The organism is Streptomyces mayteni, from assembly GCF_054783955.1.
Genome location: NZ_BAAGPR010000160.1, coordinates 1 through 12,648, shown reverse-complemented (window position 1 = coordinate 12,648; position 12,648 = coordinate 1). Strand labels below are relative to the sequence as shown.

Sequence of the window (12,648 nt, the reverse complement as noted above, 5' to 3'; positions counted from 1 at the left end):
GGTGGGGGAAACCCCGGCGCGGAGCGCCAGCGAAGGGCGGGTGGGTGGGGGAGCACCGCGCGGCGGGAACCCCCCGGCGGTTACTTCAGGAGCCGGGAGAGCCGGCGGTCGGCCAGTGGTTTGCCGGCCGTCTGGCACGTCGCGCAGTACTGGAGCGACGAGTCGCGGTACGACACCTCGCGGATCGTGTCCCCGCAGGCCGGGCACGGTTCGCCGGCGCGGCCGTGGACGCGGAGGCCGCTCTTCTTCTCGGCCTTGAGGCGGCCGGCCGCCAGCCCGCTGGCGCGGGCGACGGCGGAGCGCAGCGTGTCGGTCAGGGCCTCGTACAGCGTGGTCGTCTCGGCCTCGTCGAGCCGGTTGGCCATCTTGAACGGTGACATGCGCGCGGCGTGCAGGATCTCGTCCGAGTAGGCGTTGCCGACGCCGGCCAGCACGCTCTGGTCGCGGAGGACGCCCTTGAGCTGGCGGTTCTCGTCGCGGAGCAGGGCCGCGAGGGCGGCGACGGTGAAGTCGGGGGCCAGCGGGTCGGGGCCGAGGCGGGCGACGCCGGGGACGTCGGCCGGGTCGCGGACGCAGTAGACCGCGAGCCGCTTCTGGGTGCCGGCCTCGGTGAGGTCGAAGCCCGCGCCCTCGGGGGTGTCGAGCGCCAGCCGCAGGGCGAGCGGGCCCTTGCCGGGGCGTGGCGGGGCGGCCGGGAGGGCGTCCTGCCAGCGGAGCCAGCCGGCGCGGGCGAGGTGGACGACGAGGTGGAGTTCGCCGACCGTGAGGTCGAGGAACTTGCCGTGCCTGGCGACGGCCGTGATCGGCTGGCCCTCGATCGCGCCGAGCGGCGGATCGTAGGTCTTCAGGACGTGGAACGCGACCGGCATCGCGCGGCGGACGCGGTGGCCCACGGCCGAACCGGTCAGGAACTCGCGCAGTGCCTCGACCTCGGGGAGTTCGGGCATGCCTCCCAGGGTAGGGCAGCCCGGTCGATCCGGGACGTGTCGGGCGTCACGGCTGCATGGGCCCTGGAACGTCGGCGCGGTCGTCGTCCTCGGCGCGGGCCTCGTCGAGCTGCGCCAGGTAGAGCAGGGCGACCGTCAGGTCCTCGGGGGTGAGCTGGCCGTCGGCCGGGTCGGGCGGGTTGAGGGAGAGGGCGGAGCCGCCGGTGAGGGCCAGCCGGAGCGGGAGGGAGCCGGCGCCGGGGCCGGCCAGTTGGCCGAGGTCGACGGTGGCGGCGGTGAGGACCCCGTTGCGGATCTCCAGGCGGATCTCGAGGGGGGCCTCCTGCCCATCGCCCGGCTCGGAGATCAGCGGGGGCAGCCCGAACCGCTCGGTCTGCGCGGTGAGCAGCCCGAGCAGCGGGGCCAGGGCGCGGCGCGCGTCGTCGGCGGCCATCTCGACGTCGACCAGCTCGGCGCCGCGCTGCTCGCCCGCCGGGCTGAGGGACGCCTCGGCCCGCAGCGTGGACCGCAGGGTCTCGACGAACTCCCACTGCGCCTCCGGCGCCAGCAGTTCGCCGCCGTCGGTGAGGGCGCCGGCCAGCCGGCCCGAGGTGTCCTCGCTGACCTCGCCGCCGTCGCCGAGGGCGGTGGCGTAGTCGGGGTAGCGGTCGGGGTCGATCTCGACCCAGTTGCCGGAGAGCGCGTTGCGGGCGGCGGTGAGCGAGTCGGGGAGTTCGGCCGCGTCCGACTCGAAGCGCTGGGCGCGGGCCACGGCGGCCTCGCCGCCGCCGTAGACGTCGTCGACGATGGCCTCGCCGCCGATCCTGACGTAGGTGCGCTCTCCTATGTTCTTGAGGCCCGCCACGTCCCGGCCGCCGAAGTTGACCGTCATGGCGCCGTCCAGCGGGTCGTCCGGGTCGAGGCGGCGCATCTGGGTCTCGCGCTCCGGGTCGCCGACCGAGACCGTGAGCTCCAGGTCGGCGAGCAGCCTGGCCTGGTCGGCGGACGGCTGGAGCCCACCGCCGTCCCGCGCGGCGGCGCGCTGGAGGTAGGCGTAGACCTCCTCGGGGGTCGCCTCCAGGGTGGCGCCGACGGTCAGCGCCTCCCAGGACAGCAGCTCGTCCACCGCGTCCGAGACCTCGAGGCCGGCGCGCGCCTGCTGTATCACCTGGCAGGCCCCGGTCGCGGCGGTGAGCAGCGCGACGCCGCCGATGGCGGCGAGCCGTTGGAGGAGCGGGCGGGTGCTCGGGCGGGTGCTGATGGCGTCACTCCTGGTCCGTGGGGGCTGGTGTCGGGGACACCTGGCGGCTCGTCCTGCGTCCGGGGACGCGGGTCCAGTCTCCACGGGCAACGATCGAGCCCCGCGTTGGAGTGCCCCCTGTGGCCGAGGCGTCACCGTCCGGTAAGCCGGTTGTTAGCTAACGGCACCCGTCGGTTCTGTCGGTGGTGCCGTCTAGCCTGCTGTTATGGAGGAAGCTCGGCGTGAGCCGTGGATCGTCGGTGTCTCGGGCGCCTCGGGGACGCCGTTCGCGGCGGCGGTGCTGCGGGCGCTGCTCGCCGCCGGCGAGTCGGTGGATCTGGTGGTGAGCCGGGCGGCCCGGCTGACGCTGCTCGACGAGACGGGCATATCGGTCAGGGACGGCCACTGGCGGGCCGATCTGCGGAGCTGGCTGGCGCGTGGCGCGGACGGCAAGCCCGACACGTTCCTCGACCGGCTGCCCGACCTGTCGGGGGAGGCGGTGCGGTGGTGGCGGCCTGGTGATCTGGCGGCCGGCCCGTCGTCCGGCTCGTACCGGGCGCGGGGGATGCTGATCGTGCCGGCCTCCACGGCGTCGGTCGCCGGGGTGTCGCTCGGCCTGTCGAAGGACCTGTTGCAGCGGGCCGCGTCGGTCACGTTGAAGGAGCGGCGGCCGCTGGTCGTGGTGGTGCGCGAGACGCCGTTGGCCGGGCAGACGCTGCGGCAGCTGGTGGCGCTCGACGAGGCGGGCGCGGTGGTGTTGCCCGCGTCGCCCGCGTTCTACGCGGGGGCGAGCCACATCCAGGACGTGGTGGACTTCGTGGCCGGCCGGGCGCTCGACGCGGCGGGGGTGGAGCACGACCTCTACCGGCGGTGGCGGGGGGCGCTCGGGGAGGCCGGCGGCCACCGGGGGGAGTGAGACGGGTGAGGTGGCGAGGCCCGTTCGGCCCACCACTCGTAGGTCGGCGGCCGCGCGTGCCTTAGATTCGTCTGTGCAATCGACCAGGGAATGAGGAAGGCTCTGTGACGATGGACGCGGTGGACAGGCAGCTGATCCAGGCTCTGCGGGAGAACGGCCGGGCGTCCTACGCCGAGTTGGGCCGCCTCGTGGGCCTGTCGGGCCCCAGCGTCACCGACCGGATCAACCGTCTGGAGGCGGCCGGCGTCATCACCGGCTACCGGGCCACGGTGGACGCGCGCTCGCTCGGCCTCGGCGTCACGGCGCTGATCGGCATCCAGCTGTCGGACTCGGTGGACCACGAGGAGGCCGCCGGCCGGCTGCGCGAGCTGGCCGAGATCGAGGACTGCTGGTTCATCGCCGGGGACGACTCGTTCATGCTGAAGGTCCGCGCCTCCGACGTGGACGGTCTCGAGCGCACCATCCGCCGGCTCTCCTCCACCAAGGGCGTCTCGCGCACCAGGACCACCATCGTGCTGTCCACCAAGTGGGAGAACCGGGTCGGCGACCTGTCGGACGGGCCGCGGGCGTAGTCTCGTGTCCCGGCGGTGGTGAGCCGCCGCACGCCGGTGGAGAGGGAGGCGCGGTCACATGGACGCGGGGCTCAAGCGGGATCTCGAGGAGAAGGTGCACGCCGGTGAGCGGCTGTCCCGGGAGGACGGGATCGCGCTCTACGAGTCCGACGACCTGGCCTGGCTCGGCGGCCTCGCGCACGAGGTCAGGACCCGGAAGAACGGCGACGTCGTCTACTTCAACGTCAACCGCCACCTCAACATGACCAACGTGTGCACGGCCTCGTGCGCCTACTGCTCGTTCCAGCGCAAGCCGGGCGAGAAGGACGCGTACACGATGCGCATCGAGGAGGCCGTGCGGCTGGCCAGGGCGATGGAGAACGACCAGCTCACCGAGTTGCACATCGTCAACGGCCTGCACCCGTCGCTGCCCTGGCGCTACTACCCGCGCTCGCTGCGCGCGCTCAAGGAGGCGCTGCCCGAGTCGGTGCAGCTCAAGGCGTTCACCGCGACCGAGATCCACCACTTCGAGACCATCTCCGGGATGCCGGCGTCCGAGATCCTCGACGAGCTGATCGACGCCGGCCTCGAGTCGCTGACCGGCGGCGGCGCGGAGATCTTCGACTGGGAGGTCAGGCAGCACATCGTCGACCACAAGACCCACTGGGAGGACTGGTCGCGGATCCACCGCCTGGCGCACTCCAAGGGCCTGAAGACGCCCTGCACCATGCTCTACGGCCACATCGAGGAGCGGCGCCACCGCGTCGACCACGTGCTGCGGCTGCGCGAGCTCCAGGACGAGACCGGCGGCTTCCAGGTCTTCATCCCGCTGCGCTACCAGCACGACTTCGTGGACATGAAGGACGGCAAGGTCCGCAACCGGCTCCAGGCCAGGACCACCATGGCGACGGGCGCCGAGGCGCTGCGGACGTTCGCGGTCTCCCGGCTGCTCTTCGACAACGTGCCGCACGTCAAGGTGTTCTGGGTGATGCACGGCGTCCAGACCGCGCAGCTGGCGCTCCAGCACGGCGCCGACGACATGGACGGCTCGGTCGTGGAGTACAAGATCACCCACGACGCGGACAACTTCGGCACGCCCGACAAGCTCACCCGCGACGACCTGCTCGACCTCATCAGGGACGCCGGCTTCCGGCCGGTGGAGCGCAACACCCGCTACCAGGTGGTGCGGGAGTACGAGGGCCCCGACGCGGAGCGTCGCGAGTCGCCCCAGCCGATGCGGGTGTGAGCGGCGTGCCGGGCCCTCGGCGGGCGGCCGGTGGGGGATCGCGGGCCCGGCTGCGGTTCGTCCTCGACCCGGGCGTGACTCCCGCGCTGCGGGACGGTCTGGCCGGGCTGTGGGCTGACGTGGTCAACGCGGGCGGCGCGGTCGGCTTCCTGCCGCCGGTGACGGCGGCCGACGTCGAGCCGGCGCTGCGGCAGCACCTGGTCGGGATGGCCGAGGGCACCACCCGGCTGCTGGTGGGCCTGCCGGAACGCGGCGCCGCCGGCGGCCGGCCGGTCGCCACGGCGTTCCTGAAGCTGAACACCCACCCGCTGATGGGGCACTGGGTGTGGCTGAACACGGTGATGGTCGCGCCGCGCCTGCAGGGCGCCGGCGCGGGCCGCGAGCTGCTGGCGGCCGCGGCCTCGGCCGCCCACCGGGTGGCGCCGGGCGCCACCGGCATCCGGCTGACCTGCCGGGGCGGCATGGGCCTCGAAGGCTTCTACGCGGCGTGCGGCTACCGCGAGGTGGGCCGCGTCCCCGACGCGATCCACGTCGGGGACGGCGAGTACCGCGACGACATCACGATGTGGCTCCCGCTGGGCCCGCGGCGGCCCGGCGACCGGCCCTCGAAGGAGCCGGCGGGGGCCGTTGCGGGGCCCTTGGCGGGCGGCCTGGGGCGGGCCGGAGCCCTGCGGTGAGGTCCGGCGTGGTGGCCGTGCGGGGCCGTGGCGGCTGGCCTCCGAAGCCTGCGGGGGCCGTTGCGGGTGGCCGGTGAGGGCTGTGTTTCACTGGAGCGTCAGCCGAAAGCCGGACAAGTCAGCGTGGGACCAGGAGGTGGCACCGTGAGCCGCAGCGAGGGCTTGGCCAGCCCGGCCGGAACGAAGGCCGCCGCCGGTGCCGATGACGCTGCCGCTACGTTGGACGCGGCCGGCGCGGGTGGCTCCGCCGGGCCTTCGGCCGGCGACGTTGCCAAGCTGACCGCTACCTCCGGCTCCGCCGATGCGGTCGGTACGGCCGCTGGTGCGGCCGAGAACTCCGAGCCGAGAGGTGCCTCCGGCTCCGCCGGGTCTTCGGGCGCCGGTGCCGAGCCTGTCACCGCCGATCCGGCCAAGCCGGCCGACGTGACCGCTTCCGCCGACCCGACGGCCGGCACAGCCGAGGCCGACGGCCTCGCGGCCGCCTCGGCCGAGGGTGTCGAGTCCGCGACCGACGAGGCCGCCACTCCGACTGGCGCCGGCGCCGCCGAGCCGGCCGGCACAGCCGACTCCGCGGCTGCGCCAGCGGCCGACGAGTCGACCACTTCCGGCACCGCGGCGAGCGCCAGCGAGCCTGCGGCCGCTGACGAGTTGGCCGGGCCCGCCGCCAGGCGAGGGGCCGCTGCGCGGTACACCGCGCTGCGGTTCGCCGTGTTCGCCGCTTCGTTCGTCGTGATCGCCGTGCTGTCGTACGTCGGCGTGCTGCCCGAGTCGTTCGGGACGGCGAATCCGTTGTGGATCACCCTGCTCGCGATCGTCGTCTCGGCGCCGCTCAGCTTCGTGCTGCTGCGCCGGCAGCGGGACGCGATGTCGCAGCAGATCGTGCCGCGCATCGAGCGGGCCAAGGGCCGGCTGCAGGCCAACCAGTCCATGGAGGACTGACAAGAACCACGCAACGCCGCGCCGCGCCACGGCGCGGCGGAGTGATCCGCCTCACGCTCCGATCGCATCTCCCCATCTCCCGTGGGGAGTTGTGATCAGCCCCATGACGCGCCAGGAACCTGGTGCTACCGTCGTCGTCATGAACACCGCAGCCGCGCCGCTCTCTGACCCGAGCACTCTGCTCGTGGCGCGCCTGCACATCGATCTCTGCCGCTGTCTCACCGCGGCCTGTCGCTGATCGCCTTCGCCTCACCCAGGCCTACCCACCCCTAGCCTCAGCGACCCCTCACGCGTGCCGCGTGCGCCGCGCCCGCACCACGTCTTTCACCCCTGACCGGAGTGTGCCCTGTGTCAACCCCGTCCCCCACCCCGGACGCCGCCCCCGCGCGCGACGGAAACAGATTCCGGATATCCCTGCCCCCGTTCTGGGCCCAGATCCTGCTCGGCCTCGTGCTCGGCGTGCTGCTCGGCTGGATAGCCAGGGCCACCGAGGTCGAGTGGCTCGGCCGCACCCTCGACGAGATCGGCGGCACCTTCGTCCAGCTGCTGCGGCTCGCCGTCGCGCCGCTGGTGTTCTTCGCCATCGCGATCTCGATCACCAGCCTCCGCAACGTGTCCAACGCCGCCCGGCTGGCCGGCCGGACCCTGCTGTGGTTCTTGGCCACCTCGCTGATCGCGGTCGCCATCGGCATCACCATCGGCCTGGTCACCAACCCGGGTGACGGCACGGGACTCACCCCGGCCGACGGCTCGGCGCCGGAGACCAAGGGCTCCTGGCTCGACTTCCTGACCGGCATCATCCCGACGGACATCATCACGCCGTTCACCGAGTTGAACGTGCTCCAGATCGTGTTCCTCGCCGCCGCGACCGGCGTGGCCGCGCTCCAGCTCGGCGAGCGCGCCACCCCGCTGATCACGTTCGGCGAGACGGCGCTCGCGCTGCTCCAGAAGGCGCTGTGGTGGGTGATCAGGCTGGCGCCGCTTGGCACGGTGGGCCTGATCGGCCGGTCCATCAACGAGTACGGCTGGGACCTGCTCGGCGACTACGCGACGTTCACCTTCGACGTCTACCTCGGCTGCGCCCTGGTGCTGTTCGGCGTCTACCCGCTGCTGCTGCGGTTCGCGGCCGGCGTCGACCCGCTGCGCTTCTTCCGCGCCGCCTGGCCCGCGATCCAGCTGGCCTTCGTCTCCCGCTCCTCCGTCGGCACGCTGCCGGTCACCCAGAAGGTCACCGAGCGGCTCGGCGTGCCGCGCGAGTACGGCTCGTTCGCCGTGCCGTTCGGCGCCACCACCAAGATGGACGGCTGCGCGGCGATCTACCCGGCGCTGGCCGCGATCTTCGTCGCGGAGATCTTCGACGTGACCCTGGGCGTCCAGGACTACGTGCTGATCGTCTTCGTCTCGGTGATCGGCTCGGCCGCCACCGCCGGACTCACCGGTGCGACGGTGATGACCACGCTGACCCTCTCCACCCTGGGCCTCCCGCTGGAGGGCGTCGGCCTGCTGCTGGCCATCGACCCGATCCTGGACATGATCCGCACCGCCACCAACGTGGCGGGTCAGGCGGCCGTGCCGGTGATCGTGGCGGCCCGGGAGGACATCCTGGACCGCGAGGTCTACGAGCACGCCACCAGCTTCGAGATCGACGGCGTCGACCAGCCGGTCGGGGTCAGGGCGGCTGCGTAGCACGCGCCCCCGCGACCCGAAGGGCGAGCGGCGGTGGCCTCGGGCCACCGCCGCTCGCCCGTTTCCGCCCGGGAGGCGCCCTCGGTGCCCCCCGCGCGCCGGGGGGCTCACGGGGCGCGCTGACCGCGCACCACGTGAACCCCCTTGGTGTGTATGTGACCCCCCTTGTGAACGTTCCGAATTGGACCACTTCCGGGCTCAACTGAACATATGAGGGCTTGGCTTGGCTCAAGGAGGGGGTTCACGATGACGGCGCCGTCACCGGACGCGAGAGAGCTGCCCATGCCGACCGCGCGACCGGTGCCGCTGGAACCGGCCGCGTTCTCCACCGCCTACCGCTTCCGCTCCGTCGCGCTGCTCGCCGACTCCGAGGAGACTCCACCCGTGGCTCGCCGCATGGCGCGGGAGACGCTGGACGACTGGGAGTTGCCGTGGGTGCTCGACGACGTCGTGCTGTGCGTGTCGGAGCTGGTGGGCAACGCCGTCCGGCACGTCACCGGGCGGCGGAGGATCGGCCTGACCCTGCGGTACTGGCCGCGCTGGCTGTTCGTGGAGGTCGCGGACGAGGACCCGGCGCCGCCCCGGCTGCCGTCGGGCGATCCCAGCGGCCTCGACCTGTTACCCGAGCACGGGCGCGGACTGTTCATCGTGCAGAGCCTGGCGGACGCGACGTGGTGGGCGCCGCGCGACGCCGGGGGGAAGAGCGTGTTCTGCCGGTTCGACGTCACCGCCGGCCGTGGTGTGGCGTGATGGTCTCGCGGTTCGCGGACTGGTCGCTGTCGCTCGACCCGTACGGCGGGCCGCCGATCTACGCCTCGGAGTGCACCACGTGCGACGAGGCGTCGCCGGGCGCCGACTCGCGTGAGGTGCCCGAGGTGTGGTGCCTGCGCCACGCGGCCCACACCGGCCACACCGGGTTCCGCTCCACCACGACGACCTTTCAACGAGCAACGCGGCTCGGACCGTTGACCTGATCTGCCAGTGGTCATACGATCTCCACCTCATTTGCTAATGGGAGCGACGGGGGGTCGTGATGCGGGTTCGCGCATGGTCGGCGGGGGGTGCCGCGGTGCTGTTGGGGCTCGCGGCCTGGGCGGCGTACGCGTTCTTCTTCCAGGAGAGCGCCGCCGAAGAGCTGCGGGACGACGGCTACTTCCTGGCCGGCGAGGTGGACGACGTCGACGTCTGGTTGACGCGGACCGCCACCGAAGGCGAGGACGGCGTGGCCTGGCGGTTCCGGCCCGAGGAGTCGTGCGGCCGTGGTGGCGGGCCGCTGATCGACCCGAGCGAGGAGGCGGACCAGGAGTACTTCGAGCTCTGCGGGCGCGCCCAGGGCGAAGGGCTGATGATCCTGGTGCCGCCGGACACCGGCTCCGTGACGGCGACCTTCGAGGGATTCGACACCGACCCGCTGCCGCTCACGCTCCTCGACACCCCGGACGACTGGCCGGCCCGGGTCGCCTTCGGGATGCCCTACCCGGAACTGCGAGGCTTCGACGGGGCGTTGGAGATCGCGTACGAGGTGCGGCCGGGCCGCTGAGCCGTGGCGGAAGATTCCTTCACCGCACGGCAGCGTGACGGAAAGTCACGTGCCGGAAACAGTCGCGCGGGTGGCGTGTGTTCGTTTGGTGAACCAGCGAGACGAGCCGTCCCGGCCCCCGGGGAATCCGGTGAAAGTGCCGGTCAGCGAGCCGTTCGAGCGGGAGAATCCGGGGAATCCCCTGACGGGGGCCGTACCGGGAGGACCAGATGCCACAACCGAACACTCCGACCGCGACCGCGCCAGCGGGGCACACCGCCGTCCCGCCGCGGCTGCGCGTCGAGAACGGGCTGGTGGTGCGGGTCTCGGTGCCACCGCTGGTGCCGCCGGTCGAACAGGGCAGCCTCGCCGACGTGCCGTACGTCAACGCCTACGAGGCGCCTGACGACATCGCGCTGAGCCGCCGGCACCGCGACGGCACCTGGCACGACGTCAGCTGCGCCCGGTTCGCCGCCGAGGTCACGGCCGTCGCCAAGGGCCTCATCGCCCACGGCCTCCGCCCTGGCGACCGGCTCGCCATCATGTCGCGGCCCCGGTACGAGTGGACCCTGCTGGACTTCGCCGCCTGGGCCGCCGGCCTGATCACCGTGCCGATCTACCCCTCCAGCTCGCCGCAGCAGGTGAGTTGGATCCTGCGGGACTCGGGCGCGCGGGCCTGCGCGGTGGAGGGCGGCGAGGAGGCCCGCGCCGTCACCGCCGTCCGGCACGAACTGCCGGCGCTCGACCACCTGTGGCAGCTGACCGCGATCTCGGCCGAGGGCGGCGTCCTCGGCGTCGTCTCGGCCCCCGGCCGCGACCTGTCGGACGCCGTCGTCTCCGAACGGCGCGCGCTGCTCGCCCCCTGGCTCGCCGCCACCATCGTCTACACCTCGGGCACCACCGGCCGCCCCAAGGGCTGCGTGATCACCCACGGCAACCTCTTCGCCGAGATCGACAACGCGATCGCCCTGCTGTACCCGATCTTCAGGAAGCTGACCGACGAGCCGCCAGCCACCCTGCTCTTCCTGCCGCTCGCCCACGTGCTCGGCCGGATGGTGGCGATCGGCTGCGTGCGGGCGCGGGTGCGGCTCGGCCACGCGACGAGCACCAGGACCGAGGATCTGCTCGCCGACCTCGCCGGCTTCCGGCCCACCTTCCTCTTCGCCATCCCCTACCTGCTGGAGAAGGTCTTCAACAGCGGCCGGGCGCGGGCCGAGAAGCTGGGCAGGGGCGGCGCGTTCGACCGGGCGGCCCGCATCGCCCGCCGCTACGGCGCGGCCGCCGAGGCGCAGCAGCACGGCATGGCGCAGGGCCCCGGCATGGGGCTGCGGGCCGCGCGCTCCCTCTACGACCCGCTGGTCTACCGGCGCATCAGGGCCGCGCTCGGCGGCCGGGTGCGGCACGTGGTCTGCGGCGGCTCGCCGCTCGGCCGCCGGCTCGGCTCGTTCTTCGAGGGCGCGGGCATCTCGATCTACGAGGGCTACGGCCTGACCGAGACCACCGCGGCCGCCACCGTCACCCCGCCGAACGCGCAACGCCTCGGCACGGTCGGCTGGCCGGTCCCCGGCACGGAGCTGCGGATCGCGCGGGACGGCGAGGTGCTGGTGCGTGGCGGGCAGGTCTTCGGCGGCTACTGGGACGCGGAGCGGCGCGAGGTGGTGCCGGCCACCGACGCGGACGGCTGGTTCGCCACCGGCGACCTGGGCTCGTTCGACGACGAGGGCTACCTCACCATCACCGGCCGCAAGAAGGACCTCATCATCACGGCGACCGGCGAGACCGTGGCCCCTGGACCGCTGGAGGACGCCCTCCGCGCGCACCCGCTGGTCAGCCAGTGCCTGGTGGTGGGCGACGACCGGCCCCACCTGGTCGCGCTCATCACCCTGGACCAGGACGGCGTGGCCCACTGGCAACAGGTGATGGAACGCGGCCACCTCACCGCCGGCGAACTCGTCCGCGACCCCGAACTCCTGCGCCACCTGCGGCGCGCCGTCGACGACGCCAACGCGGAGTGCGCGGGCTCCACGACGATCCGCGACTTCCTCGTCCTCCCCCGCGACTTCACGATCGCCTCCGGCCACCTCACGCCCTCCCTCAAACTCCGCCGCACGGCGATCCTCCGCGACTACGCCGACGCGGTCGACCACCTCTACCGGGCCCCTGACGGCGCGGTCTGACGGGGGTCTGGCCGCCGGCCTGCGGCGGGCGGCTCCGCCGCCGCCCGGCGTTCCGCGCCTGCGGCGCGGTGGTGGCGCGGTGCGGCTTCGCCGCCGTCCCCCTGGCGGGGCATGTTCCGGGGCCTGCGGCCCCGGTCCCTGATTGCCACACGATCACCGCTGCCGCGCGGCCGCGGACTCCGGCGGCTTCGCCGCCGTGCCCGCAGGGCATGGGTGCCGGGGCCTGCGGCCCCGGTCCTCGATGGCCGCACGGTCACCGCTGGCGCGCGGCCGCGGACTCCGGCGGCTTCGCCGCCGCCCGGCACTGCGCGCCTGCGGCGCGTTACGCGCGGGGGCCGGGTGCCGGGGGCCTACGGCCCCGGCTCGCCGTGCCGCCTGCGGCGTGTTCGCCGTCCCCCTTGCGGGGCATGTTCCGGGGCCTGCGGCCCCGGTCCCCGATGGCCGCACGGCCATCGCTCCCGCGCGGCCGCGGACTCCGGCGCCGCGTCCCGCGCCTGGGGCGCGTTATGCGCGGGCGCCGGGGCCTGTGGCCCCAACCCTCGATGGCCATACGGTCACCGCTCCGGTGCGCCGGCGGATTCCGGCGGCTCCGCCGCCGCGCCGCAGCGGACCGCGGCCTCGCCGCCGTCCGTCGTGCCCGCGGCGTGTTGACCGCCTGCGGACGGCTCGCACCGGTCGCGCCTTCGGCGCTGGTCCGCCCCTGGCGGCCCGGCCGGACCACGGCGTCCGCCGATCGCGGCCGCCGCCGTGCGGCTTCGCGCCCGCGCGCAG

General features: G+C 73.6%; 11 protein-coding genes and 1 pseudogene. 10 read left to right on the top strand and 2 right to left on the bottom strand.

Going from position 1 to position 12,648, the window contains the following annotated elements; genetic code table 11:
• Positions 1-80: 80 nt before the first annotated feature.
• Positions 81-947, bottom strand: a complete 867-nt coding sequence (locus ACYVPE_RS36980; RefSeq protein ID WP_461038213.1) for an Fpg/Nei family DNA glycosylase — start codon at positions 945-947, stop codon at positions 81-83.
• Between the two features lie 46 nt (positions 948-993).
• A complete protein-coding gene (locus tag ACYVPE_RS36975) occupies positions 994-2,271 on the bottom strand; it encodes a hypothetical protein (protein ID WP_461038212.1) in 1,278 nt (425 codons plus the stop codon).
• Positions 2,272-2,392: 121 nt separating this feature from the next.
• On the opposite strand from ACYVPE_RS36975, the gene ACYVPE_RS36970 reads away from it, so the two are divergent.
• The 10 genes and pseudogenes from ACYVPE_RS36970 to ACYVPE_RS36925 all read left to right on the top strand — a co-directional run bounded on the left by ACYVPE_RS36970 (position 2,393) and on the right by ACYVPE_RS36925 (position 11,877).
• Positions 2,393-3,082 (top strand): UbiX family flavin prenyltransferase, encoded by a 690-nt coding sequence (locus ACYVPE_RS36970; protein ID WP_461038211.1) that lies wholly within the window; start codon positions 2,393-2,395, stop codon positions 3,080-3,082.
• A gap of 110 nt (positions 3,083-3,192) precedes the next feature.
• Positions 3,193-3,654: an Lrp/AsnC family transcriptional regulator gene (locus ACYVPE_RS36965; RefSeq protein ID WP_461038215.1), complete on the top strand. Its 462-nt coding sequence runs from the start codon at positions 3,193-3,195 to the stop codon at positions 3,652-3,654.
• A 58-nt stretch (positions 3,655-3,712) separates the two neighbouring features.
• Entirely contained in the window at positions 3,713-4,879 is a 1,167-nt protein-coding gene (gene mqnE, locus ACYVPE_RS36960; RefSeq protein WP_461038210.1) for an aminofutalosine synthase MqnE, read from the top strand.
• Between the two features lie 50 nt (positions 4,880-4,929).
• Positions 4,930-5,457 (top strand): annotated as a pseudogene (locus tag ACYVPE_RS36955) (GNAT family N-acetyltransferase); the annotation flags it as partial.
• A 747-nt stretch (positions 5,458-6,204) separates the two neighbouring features.
• Positions 6,205-6,495 carry a DUF4229 domain-containing protein gene (locus tag ACYVPE_RS36950; protein WP_461038214.1) on the top strand — a complete coding sequence of 97 codons (291 nt, stop codon included), beginning with the start codon at positions 6,205-6,207 and terminating at the stop codon, positions 6,493-6,495.
• Positions 6,496-6,843: 348 nt separating this feature from the next.
• A complete protein-coding gene (locus ACYVPE_RS36945) occupies positions 6,844-8,181 on the top strand; it encodes a dicarboxylate/amino acid:cation symporter (protein ID WP_461038209.1) in 1,338 nt (445 codons plus the stop codon).
• 282 nt (positions 8,182-8,463) lie between these two features.
• Positions 8,464-8,931 carry an ATP-binding protein gene (locus tag ACYVPE_RS36940; RefSeq protein WP_461038208.1) on the top strand — a complete coding sequence of 156 codons (468 nt, stop codon included), beginning with the start codon at positions 8,464-8,466 and terminating at the stop codon, positions 8,929-8,931.
• Positions 8,931-9,155: a DUF7848 domain-containing protein gene (locus ACYVPE_RS36935; protein WP_461038207.1), complete on the top strand. Its 225-nt coding sequence runs from the start codon at positions 8,931-8,933 to the stop codon at positions 9,153-9,155. The genes ACYVPE_RS36940 and ACYVPE_RS36935 overlap by 1 nt, the downstream gene beginning before the upstream one ends.
• A 59-nt stretch (positions 9,156-9,214) precedes the next feature.
• On the top strand, positions 9,215-9,721 hold the full coding sequence (locus tag ACYVPE_RS36930; protein WP_461038206.1) for a hypothetical protein: 507 nt from the start codon (positions 9,215-9,217) through the stop codon (positions 9,719-9,721).
• Between the two features lie 209 nt (positions 9,722-9,930).
• Positions 9,931-11,877 (top strand): AMP-dependent synthetase/ligase, encoded by a 1,947-nt coding sequence (locus ACYVPE_RS36925; RefSeq protein WP_461038205.1) that lies wholly within the window; start codon positions 9,931-9,933, stop codon positions 11,875-11,877.
• Positions 11,878-12,648 lie beyond the last annotated feature (771 nt).